General features: G+C 53.1%; 23 protein-coding genes. 18 read left to right on the top strand and 5 right to left on the bottom strand.

Features of this window, described 5'->3' with window-relative positions; genetic code table 11:
* Nucleotides 1–11: 11 nt before the first annotated feature.
* The 12 genes from ACLQ3M_RS14000 (at nucleotide 12) to ACLQ3M_RS14055 (ending at nucleotide 12,091) form a co-directional block, all read left to right on the top strand.
* On the top strand, nucleotides 12–401 hold the full coding sequence (locus tag ACLQ3M_RS14000; protein ID WP_411678309.1) for a P-II family nitrogen regulator: 390 nt from the start codon (nucleotides 12–14) through the stop codon (nucleotides 399–401).
* 43 nt (nucleotides 402–444) lie between these two features.
* Nucleotides 445–2,061 carry a nitrogenase component I subunit alpha gene (locus ACLQ3M_RS14005; RefSeq protein WP_411678310.1) on the top strand — a complete coding sequence of 539 codons (1,617 nt, stop codon included), beginning with the start codon at nucleotides 445–447 and terminating at the stop codon, nucleotides 2,059–2,061.
* A complete protein-coding gene (locus ACLQ3M_RS14010; protein ID WP_411678311.1) occupies nucleotides 2,054–3,418 on the top strand; it encodes a nitrogenase component 1 in 1,365 nt (454 codons plus the stop codon). Before ACLQ3M_RS14005 ends, ACLQ3M_RS14010 begins: the two co-directional genes overlap by 8 nt.
* A gap of 80 nt (nucleotides 3,419–3,498) precedes the next feature.
* Complete coding sequence (gene nifE, locus ACLQ3M_RS14015) at nucleotides 3,499–4,848, top strand: nitrogenase iron-molybdenum cofactor biosynthesis protein NifE (protein WP_411678312.1); 1,350 nt, start codon at nucleotides 3,499–3,501, stop codon at nucleotides 4,846–4,848.
* Between the two features lie 28 nt (nucleotides 4,849–4,876).
* Nucleotides 4,877–7,228, top strand: a complete 2,352-nt coding sequence (locus tag ACLQ3M_RS14020; RefSeq protein ID WP_411678313.1) for a nitrogenase component 1 — start codon at nucleotides 4,877–4,879, stop codon at nucleotides 7,226–7,228.
* Complete coding sequence (locus ACLQ3M_RS14025) at nucleotides 7,213–7,365, top strand: hypothetical protein (RefSeq protein WP_411678314.1); 153 nt, start codon at nucleotides 7,213–7,215, stop codon at nucleotides 7,363–7,365. Before ACLQ3M_RS14020 ends, ACLQ3M_RS14025 begins: the two co-directional genes overlap by 16 nt.
* A complete protein-coding gene (locus ACLQ3M_RS14030) occupies nucleotides 7,362–7,670 on the top strand; it encodes a 2Fe-2S ferredoxin (RefSeq protein ID WP_066649713.1) in 309 nt (102 codons plus the stop codon). The genes ACLQ3M_RS14025 and ACLQ3M_RS14030 overlap by 4 nt, the downstream gene beginning before the upstream one ends.
* Before the next feature lie 40 nt (nucleotides 7,671–7,710).
* The gene (locus ACLQ3M_RS14035) at nucleotides 7,711–8,709 is read left to right on the top strand and encodes a hypothetical protein (protein ID WP_411678315.1); all 999 of its coding nucleotides are present in this window, start codon (nucleotides 7,711–7,713) and stop codon (nucleotides 8,707–8,709) included.
* Complete coding sequence (locus ACLQ3M_RS14040) at nucleotides 8,684–9,517, top strand: homocitrate synthase (RefSeq protein ID WP_411678316.1); 834 nt, start codon at nucleotides 8,684–8,686, stop codon at nucleotides 9,515–9,517. The genes ACLQ3M_RS14035 and ACLQ3M_RS14040 overlap by 26 nt, the downstream gene beginning before the upstream one ends.
* On the top strand, nucleotides 9,501–10,337 hold the full coding sequence (modA, locus tag ACLQ3M_RS14045; protein WP_411678317.1) for a molybdate ABC transporter substrate-binding protein: 837 nt from the start codon (nucleotides 9,501–9,503) through the stop codon (nucleotides 10,335–10,337). The genes ACLQ3M_RS14040 and modA overlap by 17 nt, the downstream gene beginning before the upstream one ends.
* A 28-nt stretch (nucleotides 10,338–10,365) precedes the next feature.
* Nucleotides 10,366–11,118 carry a molybdate ABC transporter permease subunit gene (gene modB, locus ACLQ3M_RS14050; protein WP_411678318.1) on the top strand — a complete coding sequence of 251 codons (753 nt, stop codon included), beginning with the start codon at nucleotides 10,366–10,368 and terminating at the stop codon, nucleotides 11,116–11,118.
* Complete coding sequence (locus tag ACLQ3M_RS14055) at nucleotides 11,048–12,091, top strand: sulfate/molybdate ABC transporter ATP-binding protein (protein ID WP_411678319.1); 1,044 nt, start codon at nucleotides 11,048–11,050, stop codon at nucleotides 12,089–12,091. The genes modB and ACLQ3M_RS14055 overlap by 71 nt, the downstream gene beginning before the upstream one ends.
* 97 nt (nucleotides 12,092–12,188) lie before the next feature.
* Here the strand turns inward: ACLQ3M_RS14055 and ACLQ3M_RS14060 are convergent, their stop codons facing one another.
* Entirely contained in the window at nucleotides 12,189–12,698 is a 510-nt protein-coding gene (locus tag ACLQ3M_RS14060) for a ribonuclease H-like YkuK family protein (protein ID WP_411678320.1), read from the bottom strand.
* Between the two features lie 116 nt (nucleotides 12,699–12,814).
* The gene (locus ACLQ3M_RS14065; RefSeq protein WP_411678321.1) at nucleotides 12,815–13,642 is read right to left on the bottom strand and encodes a MurR/RpiR family transcriptional regulator; all 828 of its coding nucleotides are present in this window, start codon (nucleotides 13,640–13,642) and stop codon (nucleotides 12,815–12,817) included.
* Between the two features lie 161 nt (nucleotides 13,643–13,803).
* On the opposite strand from ACLQ3M_RS14065, the gene ACLQ3M_RS14070 reads away from it, so the two are divergent.
* The 6 genes from ACLQ3M_RS14070 (at nucleotide 13,804) to ACLQ3M_RS14095 (ending at nucleotide 19,847) form a co-directional block, all read left to right on the top strand.
* Nucleotides 13,804–14,586 (top strand): sugar phosphate isomerase/epimerase family protein, encoded by a 783-nt coding sequence (locus ACLQ3M_RS14070; protein WP_411678322.1) that lies wholly within the window; start codon nucleotides 13,804–13,806, stop codon nucleotides 14,584–14,586.
* Complete coding sequence (locus ACLQ3M_RS14075) at nucleotides 14,583–15,647, top strand: ABC transporter substrate-binding protein (protein ID WP_411678323.1); 1,065 nt, start codon at nucleotides 14,583–14,585, stop codon at nucleotides 15,645–15,647. The genes ACLQ3M_RS14070 and ACLQ3M_RS14075 overlap by 4 nt, the downstream gene beginning before the upstream one ends.
* 63 nt (nucleotides 15,648–15,710) lie before the next feature.
* Nucleotides 15,711–17,438 (top strand): ABC transporter permease, encoded by a 1,728-nt coding sequence (locus ACLQ3M_RS14080; protein WP_411678324.1) that lies wholly within the window; start codon nucleotides 15,711–15,713, stop codon nucleotides 17,436–17,438.
* Nucleotides 17,435–18,472, top strand: a complete 1,038-nt coding sequence (locus ACLQ3M_RS14085) for an ABC transporter ATP-binding protein (RefSeq protein WP_411678325.1) — start codon at nucleotides 17,435–17,437, stop codon at nucleotides 18,470–18,472. Before ACLQ3M_RS14080 ends, ACLQ3M_RS14085 begins: the two co-directional genes overlap by 4 nt.
* Nucleotides 18,469–19,203: a phosphatase gene (locus ACLQ3M_RS14090; RefSeq protein WP_411678326.1), complete on the top strand. Its 735-nt coding sequence runs from the start codon at nucleotides 18,469–18,471 to the stop codon at nucleotides 19,201–19,203. The genes ACLQ3M_RS14085 and ACLQ3M_RS14090 overlap by 4 nt, the downstream gene beginning before the upstream one ends.
* Before the next feature lie 212 nt (nucleotides 19,204–19,415).
* Nucleotides 19,416–19,847 carry a hypothetical protein gene (locus ACLQ3M_RS14095; RefSeq protein ID WP_411678327.1) on the top strand — a complete coding sequence of 144 codons (432 nt, stop codon included), beginning with the start codon at nucleotides 19,416–19,418 and terminating at the stop codon, nucleotides 19,845–19,847.
* 217 nt (nucleotides 19,848–20,064) lie between these two features.
* Here ACLQ3M_RS14095 and ACLQ3M_RS14100 read toward each other — a convergent pair whose 3' ends face one another.
* From ACLQ3M_RS14100 to ACLQ3M_RS14110, 3 genes are all read right to left on the bottom strand, one after another.
* Nucleotides 20,065–21,090 carry a branched-chain amino acid aminotransferase gene (locus tag ACLQ3M_RS14100; protein ID WP_411678328.1) on the bottom strand — a complete coding sequence of 342 codons (1,026 nt, stop codon included), beginning with the start codon at nucleotides 21,088–21,090 and terminating at the stop codon, nucleotides 20,065–20,067.
* 519 nt (nucleotides 21,091–21,609) lie between these two features.
* Nucleotides 21,610–22,512 (bottom strand): PhzF family isomerase, encoded by a 903-nt coding sequence (locus ACLQ3M_RS14105; RefSeq protein ID WP_411678329.1) that lies wholly within the window; start codon nucleotides 22,510–22,512, stop codon nucleotides 21,610–21,612.
* 36 nt (nucleotides 22,513–22,548) lie between these two features.
* The gene (locus ACLQ3M_RS14110) at nucleotides 22,549–23,712 is read right to left on the bottom strand and encodes a GGDEF domain-containing protein (RefSeq protein ID WP_411678330.1); all 1,164 of its coding nucleotides are present in this window, start codon (nucleotides 23,710–23,712) and stop codon (nucleotides 22,549–22,551) included.
* Nucleotides 23,713–23,797 lie beyond the last annotated feature (85 nt).

The raw sequence follows: 23,797 nt of genomic DNA on the forward strand, positions 1-23,797 counted from the left end.
GGGTGGTCAGAATGAAAGAGATTATGGCGCTGATCCGTCTTAACATGATCGGCCCCACAAAAGAGGCGCTTTCAAAAGCGGGTTTCCCTTCCTTTTTCTGCCGGAAATGTCTTGGCCGGGGAAAGCGGAGTCTCGACCTGAGCACGCTGAAACTGATGGTCGAAAGTGAAATGCAGATTCCCGCCACGCCTTACGGCGAAGCACTGACGGAAAGCGCGCGGCTGATTCCGAAACGTCTTTTTACGCTTGTGGTCGACGACGACGAGGTAAAAAAGGCGGTCGATACAATCATCCGCGCGAACCAGACGGGAAATCCCGGGGACGGAAAAATTTTCGTGCTTCCGGTTAAGGAAACATACAAGGTGCGTACGGCGGAATTTTCCGCGGACCGCCTGATTTAACGGGGCGCGGTGGAAAAAGCCGGCCGGGAAAGGACTGGTATCGTTGGAAGAACGAACTCGGATTTTGGATCAGTACGGGGCCAGAGTCTATAAAAACAGAAAAGAACATGTCATACAGGTGGAAAACGCTCCCAGCGATCAGAGCATCGCGGCAAATTCCCGCTCGGTCCCGGGAATCATGACAAACCGCGGATGCTGTTACGCAGGGTGCAAGGGCGTGGTGCTCGGCCCGCTCAAGGACGTGGCCATTATCACGCACGGCCCCATCGGCTGCGGTTTTTACAGCTGGGGAACCCGCCGCAACAAGGCTACGCCCGTTGACGGAAGAAATTTTTTGGAGTACTGCCTGTCAACCGACCTGCAGGAACCGGATATCGTGTTCGGCGGGGAAAAGAAGCTGAAGCAGGCAATCCGCGAGGCCGTCGGCATCTTTCACCCGAAATGCGTCATGATCTGCTCCACCTGCCCGGTCGGCCTGATCGGCGACGATATTCAGGCCGTGGCGGATTGGGCGCAGCAGGAATTTTCCATCAAATGCCTCGCGTTCAGCTGCGAAGGGTATAAAGGCGTCAGCCAGTCCGCCGGGCATCACATTGCAAACAACGGCCTGATGAAATACATCGTCGGGTCGGGCGACGCACCCCCTGCCAAGCGGTTCTCCGTCAATATTCTGGGCGAATACAATATCGGCGGGGACGAATGGGAAATCGCCCGCATTCTCAAGCGGATCGGTTACGACATCGTCGCGACGTTCACCGGCAACGGCAGCTACGAAACGATGAAAAACGCCCACACCGCCAGTTTGAATCTGGTTCAATGCCACCGGTCGATCAATTACATCGCGGAAATGATGAAGGATAAATACAATATCGACTGGATCAAGGTCAATTTCATCGGTCTTGGAGCCGTGTGCAAATCCCTGCGGGACATGGCAAAGTACTTCGGCGATCCGGACCTGACGGCCCGCACCGAGGCGGTGATTGCCGACGAGCTTTCCGAGATCCAGGACGACATCGATTATTACCGCGAAAAGCTGAAAGGAAAAACAGCCGGAATTTTTGTCGGCGGTTCGCGCTCGCATCATTACCAGAACCTGCTGGCCGATTTCGGCGTTCACACGGTGATTGCCGGGTATGAGTTCGCGCACCGCGACGATTATGAAGGGCGCGGTATCCTGCCCAACATTAAAGAGGACGCGGACAGCAAAAATATTGAACAGCTCCACATGCAGCCGGACGAAAAGCATTACCGGATGATTGTTTCCAAAGAGCGGTTCGAAGACCTGAAACAGGAAATTCCGCTCGCGGATTACGGCGGAATGATTCATGAGATGAACGACGGCAATATGGTAATCGACGATTTCAACCATTTCGAAACTCTGGAGCTGCTGCGCCTGTTTAAACCGGATTTCTTCTTTTCAGGAATCAAGGACAAATATATCCTGCAAAAGGCGGGCGTCGTTTCCCGCCAGATGCATTCCTACGATTACAGCGGGCCTTATGCGGGATTCCGCGGAGCCGTAAATTTCGCAAGAGATATTTCCATGGGCCTGTACGTCCCCGTGTGGGGCTACGTGACGCCCCCCTGGAAAACGGAACCGACCCTTACCGGAAGGCTGACGCATCCGGAGGAAGAGAGGCAGGGAAAGAAAAATGCTTAGCATGACGCCGAAAGAAATGAACGAACGGACCGCACTCCGGATCAATCCGTGCAAAGTCTGCCAGCCGGTCGGCGCCATGTACTGCGCGCTCGGCGTTCACGGCTGCATGCCGCACAGCCACGGTTCCCAGGGATGCTGCTCCTATCACCGGACTTATCTCTCCCGCCACTTCAAGGAACCGGCCATCGCCTCCAGCAGCTCGTTTACAGAGGGCGCCTGCGTATTCGGCGGCAACAGCAATTTGAAGACCGCCGTCAAAAACATCTTCGACATCTACGATCCGGACATTATCGCCGTACACACCACCTGTCTGAGCGAAACCATCGGCGACGACGTCAAATCCTATCTTCAGGAGATGGAGATTCCCGAAGGAAAATTCATCGTCCATGCCAACACGCCGAGCTACGTCGGTTCCCACGTCACCGGCTTTTCCAACATGATGAGCGGGTTTATCCGCTATCTGGCGCATTCAACGGGAAAATCAAACGGAAAAGCCGCAATCTTTCCGGGTTTTGTGAATCCCGGGGATATGCGTGAGCTGAAGCGGATCGCCGCTCTGATGCGGGCGGACTGCATTCTGTTCCCCGACACCAGCGGCGTTATGGATTCCCCGATGACCGGCTCCTACGAGATGTATCCTCGGGGCGGAACAAGAATCGAGGAGATCGCCGCTCTCGGGGACTGCGACAGAGTTTTCGCTCTGGGTGAACTGACAAGCGCCCAGCCCGCCGCCGACCTGGAGCGAAAATGCAAGGTTCCGCACACGCTGCTCCCCTACCCGATGGGCATCGGAGCAACCGACTCCTTCGTCATGGCGCTCTCCCGGTATGTTCGCGGGGAGGTTCCGTACGCGCTGGAGGAGGAACGCGGGCAGGCAATCGACCTGATGATGGACGCCCATCCGTATTATTACGGGAAATCCGCTGCGATTTACGGCGATCCGGATACCGTGCTCGGGCTGACAAGTCTGACCCTTGAAATGGGGATGATTCCCAAATATGTCATTACCGGTACTCCCGGCGAAGCGTTCGTCACAAAGGCAAACGCCCTGTTCTCCCAGTTCGGGATGGAGGACTGCACGGCAAAAGCCGCGGCCGACCTTTTCGAGCTGCACCAGTGGATCAAGAACGACCCGGTGGATCTTCTGATCGGCGGTTCACACGGAAAATATATCGCCCGTGCGGAGGATATTCCGATCGTGCGCGCCGGGTTCCCGATTCTGGACCGCTACGGGCACATCTACCAGCCTCTGGTGGGATACCGCGGCGTGATGCGGCTGGTGGAAAAAATCGCAAACGCAATGATGGACCGCAGGGACCGCGACTGCGCGGATGAAGATTTTGAAATGGTTATGTAGGAATCATCCTATTATTTTCTGTAAATACCGCAAAGGTGCGAGTGCCTTTGCGGTATTTCTGTATTTTTGGAGGTGGTTGATTGCAAACAACCGGAATTCTGGAGGAGCGCAAAAGCTCCATCCTGCTGAAAAACAGAAAGGGCAGCCGGGAGCCGATCACATGCGACCGTGCGAGCGTGGCCGGCGCGGTGAGCCAGCGCGCCTGCGTATACTGCGGCGCCCGCGTAGTGCTTAACCCAATCACGGACGCATTCCATATTGTTCACGGGCCGATCGGCTGCGCGAGCTACACCTGGGATATCCGAGGCAGTCTGACCAGCGGTTCGACCCTGTTCCGCAACAGCTTTTCCACCGACCTTCGGGAAAAGGATATCGTGTTCGGCGGCGCCGAAAAGTTAAAGGCCGCCATTGATGAAATCATGGAAAAATACGCGCCAAAGCTCATTTTTGTCTATGCCACCTGCATTGTCGGCGTCATCGGGGACGACGTGGAAGCGGTCTGCCGTCAGGCGGAAAAGACCTATCACAACCGCGTCATCCCCGTAAAGGCGCCGGGGTTTTCCGGAACCAAGTCACAGGGCTACAAACTGGCATGCAACGCCCTCTTGCAGTTGCTTGCGCCTCATGAAAACCAGCCGAAGCAAAACGGAATCAATATTCTTGGGGATTTCAATCTGGCGGGCGAGATTTGGATTATTCAAAATTATTTCAGGGAAATAGGCGTTCCGGTCATTTCCACCATGACGGGGGACGCAAGTTACGAAACGCTGATTCGCGCGCCTTCCGCCAGACTGAACATTGTGCAGTGTGCCGGGTCCTCTCTGTACCTTGCGCAAAGGATGGAGGAAAAGATGGGAATCCCGTATTTGAAAGTAAGCTTTTTCGGAATAGAGGACACCACGAACTCCCTGCTTCAGGTCGCGAACGCGCTGGGAGATGAAGAAACCACAAGACGCGCGGAGACGTTCACCAAAGAGCAGAGCGCAAAAGTCAGAACCGCCATTGCGCCGTACGGTGAAAAGCTGCGCGGAAAACGCGCCGCTATCTATGTGGGCGGCGGATTCAAAGCGATTTCGCTGATTCGTCAGTTCCGCGAGATGGGTGTTGAAACCGTGGTTGTCGGGACGCAGACCGGCAAGCCGGAGGATTATGAAACCATTCAAAGTCTGGTAAATCCGGGCACGGTGATTCTGGACGACACGAACCCGACAGAGCTGGAAGCCTTCATCCGCAAAACGCACGCGGACCTTCTGGTCGGCGGCGTAAAGGAACGGCCGCTCGCCTACAAGCTGGGAATCGCATTCTGCGACCATAACCATGAGCGCAAGCACGCGCTCGCGGGGTATGAGGGCGTTGTAAACTTTGCACAGGAAATCAATCTGTCCGTGAACAGTCCCGTGTGGCAGGCAGTTTCCTCCCGGACGATCTAATCATGGAAAACAGAAAGGAGTTGCGCTTATGGGGGCAAATCTGGTTCAGCTCAACGTAAACCCCTGCAAAATGTGCATGCCGATGGGCTCCCTCACCGCTTTTTTCGGCATTCGCGGCTGCATGACCATCCTGCACGGGTCGCAGGGATGCAGCACTTATATCCGCCGCCACATGGCGACGCATTACAATGAGCCGGTGGATATCGCCTCTTCTTCGCTGACCGAGCAGGGGACCGTATTCGGCGGGGCGGACAATCTGATTCGCGGGCTTGAAAATCTGATTCAGCTTTACCATCCGGAGGTCATCGGCATTGCGACCTCCTGTCTTGCGGAGACAATCGGCGAAGATGTACCCGCCATTGTTGAAACCTTTCGGCAGAAACACCCTGAGCTTGACGCAGCGCTGATCACGGTCCCGTCCGCCGGTTACTCCGGGACCCAGTACGAGGGCTTTTTCAGAACTCTGCGGGCCGTTGTCTCCCAAGTCGAGATGGACACTCGCCCGAACGGGAAAGTGAATATCATTACGGGAATGATCTCTCCGGCGGATACGCGCTGGCTGAAATCGCTTTTGAAAGAGATGGGCGCCGAGGCGATTCTTCTTCCCGACCTTTCTGAAAATCTTGACGGCGGTCACGGCGATTTCTACAACCGCCTTCCGATGGGCGGCACGCCGATTTCGGAAATTGGGCAAATGGGCGGCGCAAGGATCACTCTGGAGCTCTCGGCGTTTCAGAATGAGGACACTTCTCCGGCTCGGGTCCTGAATGAAAAATACGGAGTCCCGTTTCTCCGCCTTCCCCTGCCCTGCGGGCTTGCCGCCACGGATGCGCTCATCCTTGAACTGAAAAAGCTGGGCGGAACGGTTTCGGAAGAGCTGAGGAAAGAACGTGAACGATACCTTGACGCGATGATCGACTCCCATAAATACAACGCGCTCGCCCGCCCCGTCATCTGCGGGGAACCGGATTTCGTCCGGTCGGTCGTCGGCCTCTGCTGTGAAAACGGGGCGGTGCCGGTCGTTGCGGCAACGGGCTCGGACTGCAAGGGCTGGGAGGAAAGCCTGCGTCCGCAAATTGAAAAGGCCGCCTCCGTTCAGCTTGTGAAACGGTTCTCCGTTTTAAACGACGCGGATTTCGATGAAATTGAACACGCCGCGAGGGAAAACGGCGCCAATCTGGTCATCGGCAGCTCCGACGCGCGTCGGGCCGCCGCCAACCTGGGGCTTGACCTGGTGCGCCACAGTTTCCCGGTTCACGACCACATCGGCGGGCAGCGCCTGCGGATGCTGGGGTACGAAGGGTCGCTTCAGCTGCTGGACCGCATGACAAACACGCTGCTGTCCAAACGGAACTCACGTTTTCGCGGCGAACAGTATGAAAAATATTATCGGGGTATGAAAAAAACTTCGGCTCCCGATGAAACAGCCGCCGTCACGCCTCCCAATGAAACCGCCGAAAGTCTGGCTCTTCGAACGGCAAAACACCCATGCTTTACCTGCGCCGAGGGGAAATACGCCAGAATGCACCTTCCCGTCGCGCCGGAATGCAATATTCAGTGCAGCTACTGCGTGAGAAAATTCGACTGCCCCAACGAGAGCCGGCCCGGCGTCACATCGGGCATTCTGACTCCGGAGGAAGCACTGGAAAAATACAGGTGTGTCAAGGGAAAAATTCCGAATCTGACCGTGGCCGGCATCGCAGGGCCGGGAGACGCGCTCGCGAACTTTCCCGAAACATCGGAAACGCTTCGCCTGATCCGCGCGTATGACCCGAACGTCACCTTTTGCCTGTCGACAAACGGCCTGATGCTTCCGATTTACGCGCAGGAACTGGTTCGGCTCGGCGTGACGCATGTGACCGTCACCCTGAACACCGTAAGCCCTGAGACCGGGGCAAAGATTTACTCCCATATCGATTTTATGGGAAAGCGGTATTACGGCGAGGAGGGGGCTTCCATCCTTCTCGCGAACCAACTTTCCGGGCTGAAGCTTCTCTGCTCGCTTGGAGTCGTCTGCAAGGTAAACATCGTTCTGCTCAGCGGCATCAACGAAGACGAAATTGCAGAAGTCGTACGAACGGTAAAACAGCTTGGCGTCAAGCTGACCAACATCATGCAGCTTGTTCCGGTCAAAGGCAGCGCGTTTGAGCATCTTCCTCTCGTCCCAAACCGAAAGCTGACGGACCTCCGGCGGGAATGCGGAAAAATTCTGCCCCAAATGCTTCATTGCCGGCACTGCCGCGCCGACGCAATCGGGACGCTCGACAACGACCGTTCCATTGAATTCCGGGAAAAGCCGCAGCAAAAGTCAGGCGCTCCGCTCCAGCTTACCGCGGCGGCACGGGACAGCGCTCCGGAACCCATATGGAAGGAATCCTAAAAACCGTGGAAGACTGCGGCGGCTTTCCGGAGCAAAAGCCGAGCTGGCACGGCATCAGGACGTTCACGACTTACGACAAGATGGAACACGCGGTCAAAAACGCGGCAAAACAGATGACGGGAGGGATTGAAACATGAATCAGCCGAAGCATCATATTTTCGTCTGCACCAGCAGCCGGATCAACGGAACGCAGAAGGGCTTCTGCTGCACAAAGGACTCCGCCGCCGTCGCCCGGCGGTTTCAGGAGGAAATTGAGGAGCGCGAACTGGAGGGCGAAGTGACGGTGACAAACACAGGCTGCTTCGGGCTCTGTGAGAAAGGCCCGGTCGTCGTGGTGTATCCGGAGGGCGTTTGGTACGGCAACGTAACCCCGGACGACGTCGAGACCATTATGGAACAGCACATCGAGGGGGATGAACCCGTCCAGTCGCTGATGATTTGACGTGACGTTTCCCCCGTTTCGGAACAGGAGGGATTTGGGAATGATTCGAGTAACGGACAAAACCTTGAGCTGTCTGGATCAATATCAGGCGTCACCAGAGCAGCTCGGCGAGCTTTGTGAGCTTTTATTGGAATTGGGAACGGATTTTATCGAACTTTCAGAAAATGCATACCGAAAAATCGGGGTGCTGCCGCGCGGCGGAAAATACATTCTCAAATTAGACGACCTGTCGGAGGTTCCCAGAATTCCGGAAATCGGGTTCTACGTGTGCCGGATGAACGGCGGCGTCGTCAGACCGGATGTGATCCGCGAGGTGCATATTAACGGAATCAGCGAAATCTCTTTTCTCCGGCAGTGCCGTGTTCTGCCCTATGTGCGCGTAACCGGTCTGGACGATTTAATGTGCCACAACGTAGGCATGGCGTACCGGCAGATTGTAAAAAACCTTTCCGGAAAAATCGAATTCTGCCCGGAAAACGGCTATGCCTGTGCGACGGCCGCTGCGGTGGAATGGATTCTGTTCGGGGAACGGAACTTGGTCACCGGTTTTAACGGCATCGGCGGATTCGCCCCGACGGAGGAAGTTTTTCTTGCCCTTCGCCTGCTTGCCCGGTATAAGCCGACTCAGGATTATTCCGCGATGCCGCGCGTAAGCCGGCTGTTGGAAGAAATCACCGGAATTCCGATTCCAAGGCACAAGCCGGTAATCGGCGAAGAAATTTTTTATGTGGAAGCCGGGATTCATGCGGACGGAGTCGCGAAAAACCCAAGAATTTACGAGCCCTACAAACCGGAGCTGGTCGGCGCGGAACGAAGGCTTGTCATCGGCAAGCATTCGGGCAAAGCCTCCGTCGCGCTGAAAATGCGGGAAATGGGACTCGCGGCTTATTCGGATGAGGTTTCTCAAATTGTGCAGTTGGTTCGCCGGGTCAGCGTCGCCAAACGGAGAAGCCTGACGGACGGTGAATTTCTTGAACTGATAAAAACGAATACCCGGGAAGGGGGTGACCGCGGTGAAACCAAAAAAGAAGCTGGTTGACACCACCCTGCGCGACGGTGAGCAGAGCCCCGGCTTAGCCATGACAATGGAGCAGAAAGTCAGAATCGCGGCCATGCTCGACGACGCCGGAATCGACCAGATTGAAGCGGGGATCCCCGCGATGGGGCCCTATGAGCAGGATACCTTACGGGAGATCATCCATAGAAAGCGCAATTCCAGAATTTCCGTGTGGAGCCGCATGAATGCCGAAGAAATCAAAACCGCATCGTCGTGCGGACCGGATATCATCCATATCGGCGTGCCCGTTTCCTATGTTCAGATCTATTCCAAGCTGCGGCGCAACAAAAGCTGGCTTCTAAAAACGATGCTCTCCTGCGTTGAGCTCGCCCTTTCCGGGGGCGCCGAGGTGACGGTCGGCTTTGAGGACGCGTCCCGGGCGGACCCGACCTTCCTGATTACGCTGTCAAACGAGCTGCGGCAAAAAGGAATCAAGCGCGTTCGCTTCGCCGATACGGTCGGGGTACTGAGCCCCTCCCGTGCGTTTCAGGCTGTTGGGGAGCTGATTCAGTATACCGGTATGGAGGTTGAGATCCACGCTCACAACGATTTGGGCATGTCCGTTGCAAACTCCCTTGCCGCCGCAAAAGCGGGGGCTCTTTATATTGACACAACTATTTTCGGCATCGGCGAACGGGCCGGGAACTGCAACATGTCGCAGTTTGTCCGCGTCTGCGAACCTGCTTTTTCCATTCGGACCAACCGCGGCGAGGTGAGGGAGGTAGAGCGAAAAGCCAGCGAACTTCTGCTGAAAAAACAAAGGAGCGGTTCTTATGAAATGTGGAATTAGAAAATCACTGTTCGTTTTCGGCATAGCGACCCTGTTTGTTTTCAGCGGATGCAGCGGGAAAACGGTTTCTTCCGCGCAGCCTGCTGTTTCTTCAGAGGCTTTGTCCCCCTCTTCCCAGGCATCCCGCACGGAACTGGTAATCTCAGCCGCGGCAAGCCTTACGGACGTTATGAATGAACTCAAAAAGGTATACGAAAGCGAAAATGGAAGCGTAACCATCACGCCGACTTACGCCTCCTCCGGCACGCTTCAGACCCAGATTGAAGAAGGCGCGCCGTCCGACATCTTTTTCTCCGCCGCGCAAAAGCAGATGAAAGCGCTGGAGAGCAAGGGGCTGATCCAGTCGGATACTAAAAAAGACCTTCTGCTCAATAAGATTGTACTGATCGTGCCAAAAGGAAAAGCCAACGGCATCTCCGCTTTTACGGACGCGGCAACGGACCGGGTCGGCAAAATTGCGCTCGGCGAACCGAAATCCGTTCCCGCGGGCCAGTACGCGGAAAAAGTCTTTACCTCCCTGAAGATTCTGGATCAGGTCAAGAAAAAGGCGGTTTACGGCAGCGATGTCCGCCAGGTGCTTACCTGGGTGGAATCCGGAAGCGTTGACTGCGGCGTGGTTTACGCCACCGACGCGGCGACCTCCGACGAAGTCGATACCATCGCGGAGGCTCCGGAAGGCAGCACCGATCCGATCATCTATCCGGTTGCCGTACTGAAATCCAGCAAGAACACCGAGGCGGCAAAAGCTTTTATTGATTTTTTGTCCGGAGACACGGCAAAGACTGTTTTTGAAAAATACGGATTTACAAGGAACCAATAACAAAAGGCCTCAAAAAGGAGAGACGCCTATGGACTGGTCACCGTTTTTCATCTCTCTTAAAACAGCGTTTTTGGCGACGGCCATCACGTTTTTTCTGGGTCTGTTTGCCGCATGGGGACTTCTCAGAATCAAGCGGTTTCACGGATTAATCGACGGGCTGTTCACGCTGCCGATGGTTTTGCCGCCCACCGTGGCGGGATTTTTCCTGATTTTGATTCTCGGCCAAAACGGGCCCGTCGGCCGCGCGCTGTCTTCCTTCGGCATCAGCATTCTGTTCTCCTGGCCCGCCACTGTTTTGTCGGCTACGGTTGTTTCCTTTCCGCTGATGTACCGAACGGCTCTTGGGGCCATGGAGCAGGTGGATCAGAATCTGGTTTACGCGGCGAGGACGCTCGGCATGCCCGAAATCGGCATCTTTTTCCGGGTCATCGTGCCGATCGCCCGGCCCGGAATTTTAGCGGGCGGAGTGCTGGCATTTGCCAGAGCGCTCGGCGAATTCGGCGCCACCATGATGATCGCCGGCAATATTCCAGGCAGGACCCAAACGCTTTCCACCGCCATCTACACGGCGGTGCAGAGCGGAGACCGTACCACGGCCTACCGATGGTCCGCCGTTGTCGTAGCCCTGTCCTTTACCATGATGATTCTTCTGAATCTGCATCCGAAAACCAGACGCACAAAAAAGCCGCAAAAGACAAGGGGGACTGTGCATGCTGGAAGCAGCCATCGAAAAGTCGTTCGGCGAGTTTCACCTGAGTGTGCGGTTCCAGGCAAAAAATGAAATACTGGCCCTGCTGGGCGCTTCAGGCAGCGGAAAAAGCATGACGCTGAAATGCATCGCCGGAGTCGAGACTCCGGACGAAGGCCGCATTTTGCTGGACGGAACCGTGCTGTTCGACTCCATTCAAAAAATCAACCTGCCGCCGCAAAAACGCAACGTCGGCTATTTATTCCAGAATTACGCCCTGTTTCCCAATATGACTGTGGAGGAAAATATCGGCGTCGGCATTGCCGGTTCCAAAAAGGAACGCCGGGAAAACATTGCGCGCGCTCTTCTCACCTTCTGCCTCTCCGGCCTGGAAAAGCGGTATCCGTTCCAGCTGTCAGGCGGTCAGCAGCAGCGCGTTGCCATGGCAAGGATGCTTGCCTCCAGACCGAAAATACTGATGCTGGATGAACCATTTTCGGCGCTGGACAGCCATTTGCGGTGGAAAATGGAGCAGGAGCTTCAAAGCGTTCTGCGGGAGTTTCACGGCACGGCGCTGTATGTTTCGCATAACCGTGACGAGGTCTACAGGCTGTGCGACCGCATTGCCGTTTTTTCCGAAGGCCACCTGGATGTGGTGGATGAAAAGTGGAGCCTATTTCGAAATCCGAAAACTCTGGCTTCGGCGATGCTGACCGGCTGTAAAAATATTTCCAAATCGAAAAAGCTCTCCGACCACAAAATTCTGGCACTCGACTGGGGCGCCGTGCTGCGAACAGACGAGGTCGTTCCGGACGATCTGCGCTATGTCGGCGTCCGGGCGCACTACTGGATTCCGTCGAAGAGGACCGATGAACCCAACGTGATCCGGGGGAAAACAGAGGATGTCATTGAAGACACGTTTTCCTTTATCATCCTTTACCGGCCTCTGGCGGACGGCGGTTCCATCATCCGTTGGGAAATTCCCAAAACCAACAAGGAGGTTTTCCATTCAAAGCCCGATTTTTTGCGCGTTCAGCCGGAGGACATTCTTCTGCTAACAGGATAGACCGGCTCAAACAACTTTACGGCATACATAAACCCGGCCCTCCCGAATTGACGGGGGCCGGGTGACTCGCGCACCGGCCCGTTCCTAATCGGATGACTTATTTGCTGAATTTGTCCGCTATACTGCTTGCCGCAAAAGAGTCCGGCTTGACCTTGCATTCATAGCCGCAGGCCCTGACCCATGCGACAAGCTCCGGAATCAGCTTACCGGTCTTTCCATTGGACCCCGCGTCAACGTGAATGCAAATATTAATTTTACTCGAATCCAAATTCATTTTATTACAGAGGTCTTCAAATTTCGACAGCACTCTGTCCGCATACATCAGACTCATATTGGTTTCGTAAAGCAACTTTTGCCTGATATTGTCGATCTTATTGATTCTGAAAACATCGTAGAAAAAGATTCCGCCATGACCGATATTCTGAACGGCGATTACAACCACAATCTTGGTATCGGAAAAATTCTGGCTGTCGGTCCCGACAATCAGGTTAAAGCCCTCGGATGTTTTGCTGTTCGTCCGGATGTAATTTGCTATGATATTGATCATTTGCTCGTCGCTGCATTTCCCGTAGGTTGGACTGATCATCGCGCTATTCCTTTCTGTCATGAAATATAAAATCTGAATTCTGTCAAGTACATTCCGTCTGCCGGCACGGGCCTTTGTTGAGAACAGATCTCTTCTTTTACCCCAGATTATATCACGCAGGCGGAGATTGTTCCACCTTATCGGCGGATCAATTTTTGATATTTCCCACGAAGGTCGTTCAACTGATCGATTCTAGCCATGAAATCATGTGATTTCATGGCTATTTTAATAATCAGGCTGTCCACCACGGCCATCGCGCTTACCATGGAGTGGTACTCCGTCGGCTCTCCCCGATAGCAATAGAGAAAAGCCTCCGTGTTTTGAAGTCCGTCCGACAGCAGGTCGCTGAACACGACACAGGAATATCCCACGTTTTGCCTGTGCTGCATCAAAACAGTCGTTTCCGCCAGAATGCGGCTGAAACAGAAAAGAATTACCAGATCCTCCTTTCGGACATTGTTCAGGGATTCATACAGGGAAGAACCGCCCTCCAGAAAGATCGGCTCCATGCCGAACCGCCGCAGCCGGTACCTCATGACCAGAGCGATCCCATAGGAAGCATCCGGAGCAAAAATATAGATTTTCGGCGTTTGGGTAATCAGTCGGGCCGCTGTGTCCATTGCTTCCGGGGAAATCAGCCGCAGCGTTTTTTCCAGCGCCTCTATGTTTTTAAGAATCAGTTCGGACGTCGTGCGGTCGGAGTCCGGCAGCGCGGACAGCGTCTTTTTCACTTTGGAGACCGGAGTCGTGCTGTTTTGCGAAACCAGGTTTCGTTTAAACTCCTTTAAGTTCGCATAGCCAATCTTCGGCCAGAACCTGCCGATCGTTGCCGGACTGACGCCGATTTTGGCGGATATCTCGCTCGCCGTTTCAAAATACAGCGTGTTTTCGTGACTCATCAGATAATTCAGGATGATATGGTCAGCTTTGGTAAAATCAGCTTGATTCACATGGGACAAATCCATTCCGATTCCTCCTTTCCTCTATTATACTGTTCTTGATCAAAAATGAAAATTATATTTCATTTAAATTTATATGAAATATATTAAACAAATCATAATCATTCGATAACATTGCCTTAACGCGCCGGCTTTATGATGAGCTTGTCACCGAGGGGGAAACAACCGTGAATCAAATCTATTTTTCTTCAACGCTGATGTGGAACGCGCCGCTGCCGGAGCTGTTCCGCGCGGCGCGTGAATTCCAGGCGGAAGGCATCGAGCTTTGGGTGCAGCAGTTCGACAGCAGAGGATACAGGGAAGAGGAATGTCTCAGCCTGCTGGACCGCTGTCCGCTTCCAATTTTTGTACACAGCAAAACCTGGGATTTGAATTTTGCATCGATGAACCGGCGAATCCGCAGAGCCTCGCTGGACGAAATCAGGAATTCCATTGATCTGGCGGCAAAATTGCACGCCCGGGAACTGACGGTGCACCCTCCCCGGGAATCCCTTTGCGGAAACCGTCCGCTTTATCAGGAGCTAGCCTATCAGGGATTGGAAGAAATCTTCCGGTACGCGACTCGATCGGGCGTCTCGGTTTCTCTTGAGATGATGGAAAAAATTCCAAAGGAGATCATGACAACTCCGGACGACGTCCGGGAAATCACCCGCGGCCTCTACCGCGAATTTTCCTATACGGTCGATGTTGCTCACTGCGACAATGAAAAAGAGCTGTTCAATCATCTTCGGGACCTCCCCAAGGTCTCGAAAATCCACATCAGCAACCGCCGGGGCGCGACGTACCACACGCTTCTTTCAGACGGCGATTTTTCTTTTAAAAGATTGTGGCCGGCATTGGAACGCAGCGGCTGTCCCATGGTCATTGAGGGCTTTGACGCTTCCGGCCAATACACCATGCTTCGTGAAAATATGAAATATATTCAAAAGCTGAAGGAGAATCTGCAATGAAAACAAAAACCAAGCTGGCAGCCGGCATTCTCGCTCTTTGCATGGCGGCAAATTTTTCAGGCTGTGCCGGGAACGGCTCGGCTTCCTCCCAAACGAACACGGCGCCGTCATCAAGCAGTTCGGCAGCATCGTCGCAGAAGGATACTTTAAAAGGGAGCGTAACCATCTACACCTCGCAACCGGAGCAGGATATTCAGGCGCTGATTCAGGCTTTCAACAAAAAGCAGCCCGAGATCAAAGTCAACGTCTTCCGCAGCGGAACGGAAGAAGTCGTCAGTAAAATTCTCGCGGAAAAAAAGGCCGGGGCGGTAAAAGCCGATCTGCTTCTGGTGGCGGACGCGGCAACCTTTGAATCCCTGAAATCGGCCGACCTGCTGATGAGCTACGCTTCCCCGGAGCTGAAAGGAATCAGCAGCGATTACTATGACGCGGACCATACATACACCGGAACCAAAATTATTTCCACGGGAATCGTGATCAACACCGACCTGGTGAAAAACCCGCCGGCGGGGTACAAGGACCTAAAGTCCGCCGATTACAAGGACAAGCTGGTGATGCCGAGCCCGCTGTATTCCGGCGCGGCGGCATACAATCTCGGGGTTCTGACAAGAACGGACGGAATCGGCTGGGATTTTTATCAGTCTTTGAAAGCAAACGGCGTATCCGTTCAGCAGGGTAACGGGGCCGTGGAAAAAGCGGTGCTCGCCGGTCAGAAATCCTGCGGCATTGTAGTGGATTATCTTGCGCTTCGCGACAAGGCAAAGGGCGCGCCGGTCGATTTCATCTACCCCAGCGAGGGCTCTTTAAGCGTCACCGAACCGATTGGAATTGTCAAAGGTACTCCGAATGAACGCCAGGCCAAGGCCTTTGTGGATTTTCTTCTGTCCGACGACGGCCAGGCGGCAACCTCGCAAATCGGCTATACGCCCATTAAATCCGGAGTAAAGGCTCCCGACGGGTTTCAATCCGTCGATCAAATCAAAAATCTGACGTATGATCTTTCAAAACTTGTTCAGACACGAGACAGCGATAAAGAAAAATTCAGCAAACTGTTCGGTTAACGAACCGGGAAGATAAAAAGCCGGGCTGCGGAAAACCGCGGCCCTTTTTGGAGATTATCAGAAATGAAAAAAAGGAACCTGCTCTATCAGGCGCTCGGCTGTGCCGCCGTCGTTTTTCTGTTCCTTGTTCCCTTATTCCGACTGGTCCTGATGAGCCTGTCGCAGGGCGGCGGATATGGCTTTGGGAACTATGCCGCGCTGTTTGAAAATTCACGAACCATTCGCGCAATCGGAAACACGGTTGTAATCGCGCTGGTCTCAACGCTTTTGTCGACCGCTCTGGGCGTTTTGTTTGCTTTTCTGAACGCCTATTGGAATCTGAAAAGGAAAAAACTGCTCGAATTGCTCGTGCTCGCTCCTTTCATCATTCCATCCTACGTCATCACCATTTCCTGGACCAGCGTTTTAACGGGCAACGGCGAACTCAACCGCGTTCTGCGCCTGCTGCATCTTGGACCGGTCAATCTGTATTCGCTGGGCGGAATCATTTTTGTTCTCGGCATCTGCAACATTCCGCTCGTTTACCTGACGACCGTCAACACGCTTCGGAAAATTCCCAGAGAGCTGGAGTGGGCTGCCAGGGCAGCCGGCTGCGGCCGGTGGGAAACCCTGTTTCGAATCGATCTGGTTCAGGCCGCGCCGGCAATCCTCGGCGGAAGCGTACTGGCGTTCCTTTCGTGCATGGATAATTTTTCAGTGCCCGCTTTTCTGGGAATTCCCGCTTCCATCCCGGTACTCAGCACCTACATCTATGAAAAAGCGATCGGTTTCGGCCCCGATTCGTTTTCCCTCGCTTCCGCGTTGTCCGTGCTGCTTTCCGTCGTGGCGGTTGCCGGATCTCTTACCATGACCGCCTTTGCCGGAAAATCCAGGCAGACGGACAGCATCCGCCCCGATTTTTCCGCGCGCATCTTTCTGAATCAAACTGCGCGCAGACGCGTCGAGTGGATCAGCATCACGGTTTTTTCGCTGCTTGATCTGGTTCCCCTGCTGAATATGACAGCCGCGTCCTTTCAAAAAATTTACGGCCAGCGCTTTTCACCCGCGAACCTTTCCTTTCAAAACTACCGGTTCCTGTTTACCAACAGCGGCGTTTTGAATGCGGTCTGCAACAGCTTGTTCCTCTCGCTAACCACCTGCGCGGTGTGTATTCTCATCGGTACGGCGGCCGCCTACCAAAAATTGCGTGGCAAAGGCGCCGCGGTTCGCCTGCTGGAATTCTGCGCGTCGCTGACCTATGCGATTCCCGGCATTGTGCTTGCCCTCGCAATGATCTTCCACTGGTCGAAGATTCCGGGCGTCTACGGCAGCATTTGGATTCTGATCGCGGCCTACCTTACACGTTATCTGATTCTTCAGATCAAAGGCAGCACCGCGGCCATGCTTTCCATTCACCCGTCCCTGGAAGAGGCGGCCCATGTAGCCGGCGGCGGAAAAATCAGAATGTGGAAAAAAATTCTGACTCCTCTGCTTTTCAGGCAAACCTTATCCAGCTCCCTTTTAATTTTTGTCTCCTCCCTGACGGAAATGACGCTGTCCTCCATTTTGGCCTCCGCCGGAACCAAAACCATCGGGCTGACCGTTTTCAACTTTCAGCAGTCCGGCGACTACAACATTGCGTATGCGTTCTCCGTTCTGATCGTCATCCTGATTCTCTTCGGTTACGGCCTGATTCAGTATGTATGCCGGGAATCCGGCGGAAAGAAAGAACGATCGCCGGAGCACGATGCCGAAGGATCCCGTTCCAGTCATAAAGACGCCTTAAAAAGGATGGAGGGAAGCATTTTATGAGCCTGAAAATCACACATTTGTCAAAACTTTACGGAAAAAACATTGCTCTTCACGATGTATCAATAGAAATCAGCGACGGGGAATTTCTCTGTATTCTGGGGCCCTCCGGCTGCGGCAAAACCACGCTGCTCAGGTTGGCGGGCGGCTTTGAAACGCCATCCTCAGGCTCCATTCTTTTAAACGACACACATTACTCCTCCCCTGAGCAATGTCTCCCGGTCGACCGGCGAAATCTTGGAATGGTATTTCAGTCCTTCGCCCTCTGGCCGAATATGACGGTTCGCCAGCACGCGGAGTTTCCACTGCTCCGGAAAAAATACGCCCGGATGGACGCGGCGGAAAAGAACAGGCTGATCGATCAGGCGCTCGAAAGCGTTGGGCTGTCAACTCTGTCGGACCGTTACCCCGACGAACTGTCCGGCGGGCAGAAGCAGCGCGTCGCCCTTGCCAGGGCCATTATTACAAGGCCGAAAATTCTTTTGATGGACGAACCGCTCAGCGCCTTGGACGCGGAGCTGAAGATCAGCATGAGAAAAGAAATTCAGGACATCCACCGAATGACCGGGGCAACCATCCTCTACGTTACGCACGACCAGAACGAGGCGCTCGCGATGGCGGACCGTATGATGATTATGAAAAACGGCAGAGTGGAACAGATCGGTACCCCGGAAGAAATTTACCTTCATCCCCGCACGGCCTTTACGGCGGCCTTTGTGGGAAAATACAATCTGCTGCGCGGCATCTGGGACCGCGATAAATTTTATGAAGAAAGCTCCAACGCGTGTTTTCACGACCGCACGACCTGTTTGGAGTTAAAAGAGCAGAACCTGTTTCCCATTCGGCCGGATCAGCTCCGAATTGTAAAGCGGGGAGACGGAATAGAGGGAAGAATCACAAACCGGCAGTACTGCGGGCGTGAGATTCACTATTCTGTCGACTGTTCGGGCAGACCGGTCACGGTCTACGCCCCCGTGCGGGAACACTACGATCTGAACGACACGGTCATCCTGATCAAAAAGGAGGAAACGGATTGAAAGCGCTTTTTGATCTGCATACACACACGCTTGCAAGCGGACACGCGTTCAGCACCCTCAGGGAAAACATCGAATCGGCACGGCAGAAAGGGCTTTTGGCGGTCGGAACCAGCGACCACGCGGAAAAAATGCCGGGTGCAAGTCCCGCCCTTTTCACCAATTATAAAGTTGTGCGGGAGTTTTTCGAGGGCGTTCGGGTTTTCTGCGGAATTGAAGCAAACATCAGTGATTTTGACGGCACAATCGACGTTGACGACTCCCTGCTCCAAAAACTCGACTATGTGATCGCAAGCCTCCATTCCCCCTGTATTCAGAGCGGAAGCATCCGGCAAAACACGAATGCCCTGATTCGCGCGATGGAAAATCCATATGTAAAGATCATCGGCCACCCCGACGACAGCCGCTACCCATTGGATTACGAGGCGCTTGTTTCCGCCGCTAAAAAATGCGGAACCGTTCTGGAGCTCAACAATTCCTCCCTGATCCCCGGCTCGACCAGAATCGGTGCAAAAGCAAACGCCGAAAAGCTTTTGGAAGCCTGTAAAAGAAATCGAGTACCCGTCGTCATCGGGAGCGATGCTCACATCTGGTATGACGTGGGACGTTTTGAGGAGGCGTTTGCGCTCATCAACGAGGTTGGATTTCCCGGGGAATTGGTTCTGAATCTGAGTTTTGACGGCCTTAAAATGATTTTGAATTCAAAATCACACAGGATATCGCCGGCCTTCTAAAAACCGCCGACCGCAGCGCACCGTTTCATGGGAAGCTGCTCTTCGGGGATTTCCGGAAGCCGGGCTCCCCTCGATTCAATGACAATTTTATGACGATCTTCCCGGATAAAGTCCTTACAAGCAATTTTTTAAGAAATGTCAAGTCTTGAATAGACCCGGGAATCCGAGTAAAATGATTATTTGTGTCATAAGGAATCGAAAGGACAGATTGAATGGACGAAATTAAGCAAATCTATTGTGGTGACAGCTACACCGCGTTTCTAAGCTATTGCGATCTTCACGGTTTTAAACGAATGCGTGACCTGATGGGCTGCAGGTTTGAAGAGCTGCCGGAATTAATTCACCTTTCTCCCATGCTGCTCAGCAGGATCAAGGCCATCTGCGTTCTTTATTTTAAAAAGCATCCGGAATGTCTGGTTGGCGCTAAGACCAAAACAAAGGCCTCTTCCGCCAACACGGAAGATTTAGCGGACCGGCTGCTCGTCGTTTTCCAGCAAAACGCAAATAAACTCATCCATATCTCCGATATTTCAAAAGCGATTGGAAAGGGCGTCAGGCGAAACGACATCATTCATGTTCTGGAGCACCAGACATGGTGCAAAATCGTGGATAACACCACGTTTTTTTATGCCCCAAAAGGCTGAACGAGGCGGGAAGCAAAACAAAAAGGGATGCCGATCTGTTTTTTCAGACCGGCATCCCTTTGTTTTGCCCACCGTGACGACAGGCGAAAGTCCCGAATGCGGAATCGCCGGCCCGCGCCCGCGCAAGTTCAACCCGCATTGTCTTCCTCTTACCCGGCTTTCGCCGGATGTTTCAATAGCCTTCGGCTCCAGTGCGCCTCAATTCGCAGAACGGGGTTCATTCGATCACTTTGATCCAACCCTTCGGTCCTTCGACACGGCCCATCTGAATTCCGGTTAACGTGTCGTACAGCTTCTTTGTAATCGGCCCCATATTCTGCATTCCGCTCGGCATGCAGATTTCCTTCCCGTGGTCCACAATTTTGCCGACCGGCGAGATGACGGCCGCCGTGCCGCAAAGGCCGCATTCGGCAAAGTCCTTGACTTCCTCAAAGTAAACTTCTCTTTCTTCCACTTCAAGGCCAAGATAATCCCTGGCAATTTCCAAAAGGGAAAGTCTGGTAATCGACGGGAGGATGCTGCTGGACTTTGGCGTTACAATTTTATTGTCCTTTGTGACAAAGATAATATTTGCGCCGCCGGTTTCCTCAACCTTGGTATGAGTCGCCGCATCAAGGTACATATTTTCGTTGAATCCGTTTTTATGCGCCGAAACAATCGCGTGAAGGCTCATGGCATAATTCAGTCCCGCCTTGATATGCCCGGTACCGTTCGGCGCCGCCCGGTCAAAATCGCTGACGCAAAGGGTCAGCGGGCGCGCGCCGCCTTTGAAATAAGGCCCGACCGGCGTTGAGAAAATTCGGAACTGATATTCGTCGGACGGAGCAACGCCGATCACCGGGCCGCTTGCGAACATATACGGGCGCACATAGAGCGTCGCGCCGGAGCCGAACGGCGGAACATAGCCCGCGTTCGCCTTTACGGTCTGAACAACCGCGTCGATGAACCTTTCCGCCGGAAACGCCGGCATTTCCAGCCTTTTCGCGCTGTTTTCCATCCGTTTCGCATTCATGTCGGGACGAAACGCCACAATTCGCCCGTCCTCCGTCGTATACGCCTTCAGGCCTTCGAAACAGGACTGGGAATACTGCAGAACGCCGGCGCACTCGCTGATTGTCACGGTATCGTCATCAGTCAGCTTTCCCTCGTCCCATGCACCGTTACGGAAATTCGAAACGAATCTCTGGTCTGTCTTTTTATAGCTGAAATCAAGATTCGCCCAGTCGAGATTTTTCTTTTCCATCTTAAACGACCTTTCTGTATTTTATTAAAAGTACTGTAAATACTGCCAATTGAGCGGCCATCCGCGTAAACGAAAAGCCCTAAGCCAAAAAGCTTAGGGCGAATCTGAAATCCGTGGTACCACCTAATTCAGAGAAGATATGTTCTCTGCACTCATCAGCAGAGCAAAAGCACTGCTTTCCGCGCTAACGGTCGGAGTTCCGGTAAAACTTAGCGAATGGATTCGTTCGGTTCAACAGCTCGGAAACGACTTCCCTGTTTTTTTCACGAAGATTTACACCGGCCATCTTCTCTCTGCGCGTCCAAAAACGGGTACTGCTCTTCTTCTCAGCTTTTGATATTTTTTAATTGAAGCTATTATAGCTCGAACCCGTCAAAAAGTCAACGCTGCAAGCGAATTTGATTCTGACTTCATTTTGGCGGCCAATCCTTACTTTCGCCTTCATATGATTTCTCCATGATTTTTTACATCGCGGGAAGCTCGTCGCGTTGTCTGCACGGCCTGCTCTGGCGAGAGTCCCTAAAGCATCAGTTCTGCGGAAAACGCAATCACGGCATGACCGATTATTTTAACTTCCGCGGGTTTGCCTTTCTCGATTTTTACCTGGACCTCCATTGTGCCCGCCCGGCCGATCGCCTCGCCTTGTACCGCGTGAAAAGCAAGCAGAGCCCCGTCATGATCCGCCAACCCATAGTGAACCAAGTAAGCGCCGAGAGGCCCGTTCGCGTTCCCCGTTACAGGGTCCTCCTCAATTCCAATCGCAGGCGCAAACATTCTTCCGTGTATCATCGGCGTTTCGCTCCGATTCATGGTAAAAACATAATACCCATTGCAGCCGATCTCCTGACTCAGTTTTACAAGCCCGGCCATATCGGGCTGCAAACGATGCAGCAGGTTGATATCCCGAATGCCAACCATTACTTTGGAATGTCCCGTCGATGCGATTGCAACCGGGCAGTTGTCAAGAATATCACTGGAACGAATCCCCAACGCGTCGGTCAGTGCCTGTTTTGCCTTACCCGGCAGCTCATCATGCACCTCTATTCTCCCCTGCGTCATGACAATTTTGTAGTCATCGTTTTCCCTTATGATGTCAACCGGTAAAATTCCGGCGCCGGTTTTTTGCAATACCCGCGTCGTGCCGAAATGGTTTTCGACCGCTCTTGCATAATGTGCGGCGATGGTGGCATGGCCGCAAATCGGAACTTCTTTCATGGGGGTAAAAAAACGGACCTCGACATCGTAAACGTCGTCGTCCGATTGAAAAATGAAAGCCGTTTCGGAATTATTTAGCTCACGCGCTATTTTCTGCATCTGCCGGTCCGATAATCCGTCCGCGTTGGTAACCACCCCGGCGGGGTTTCCGGACAGCTTTTCTTGCGTGAATGAGTCGATTTGATAAACGCGATAAAGATTTTTCATCATTTCCTCCGTTTCCGGTATTTCCGTATGTACCAATCAAATATTATGGAGGCCGGCACCGGTTTTTTCAGCAGATTTCTTGCGGCTCTTATCTTCGTACATTAAAAGATCGATCTGCTTCATAAACTGCTGAACCGACATTCCGGATTCCCGGTTATAAACGTCGAACCCCACGCTGAAATTGATTGAATACGGAAATTCCGTCCGTTCATTGAATGTTTTCGTATTCATTTTCAGCCGTTTTACCGCGTCGGTTAAATCGCCGCCCTCTTTGATTTTTAACACGATGACAAACTCATCCCCTCCGAAGCGGCAGATCAGGTCTTCCCTTCTGAAGCTGTCTCTCAAAATTTTTCCCGCTTCCACAAGAGCCTGGTCCCCGGCATCATGGCCCCAGGAATCATTGATCCTCTTGAACGAGTCCAAATCCGTCATAATGACTCCGAGCGCGGCGCCCTCCCTGCCGTCTTTAATCCAGCCCCGCATATAGTTTTCCAACTGCCTGCGATTGTAAAGCCCGGTTAAAGGGTCCGTGTACATTTGGCTGTTTTGAATATTGAGAAAGATAATCATTATGGAAATCGCCGTACAGTCCCACACAATGGAAACCCCATAAAACAAGGCTTGGATGATTCCGCCGAGGAAGGGCGGCAGCGCAAATAACAGCAGGGAAATATAAACCTTTTTTTCAAGGGACTCTCTGTTGCGAACGATGGAAATGACGGAATACACAAAGTAGAAATAGCAAACGCCGGCCATGACGTAAAAAAGGCCGCCCCGGTGGTAGATGTTATTTTGGTCGATGACAAACAAAAATCCGTAGAAAACGCTCAGGAGCGTAAGAAGCAGATTGAGGATTAAAGGTATTGCCATCGGCACGAACCGTTTTTTGATGCGGTCTTCATCCTTGTAAATCTGATAGTCCGCATAGAGGCTCCAAAAAAAGCAGGGAAACGGAGTCATCGCGCAGTAAACCGTCGCAGTCAGCAGCGAAAGGATCCTCAGGACTGCGCCCGGCTTTCCGATCAGAATCCATTGCAGCGTGTCCAGGACAAGCAGAACCGCATTCAATGCCAGAATCGTTAAAAATATCCTTTGGTCATAAAAATATTTTTGACCTTTGTTGCGGATATTTAAAAAAATCACAAAAAGAAATGCGAACGCGAAACTATTAAGCTCTGAATAAGCGAGAATGTTCATCTTCCACCTATATCCTCCGAAAGCCCGGATCCGCCTCATTTCACGATTCTGTTCGGACAAGGACAGAAAGTCAGAATGTTTGCCG

The organism is Caproicibacter sp. (genome assembly GCF_046707225.1).
Classification (GTDB): Bacteria; Bacillota; Clostridia; order Oscillospirales; family Acutalibacteraceae; genus Caproicibacter.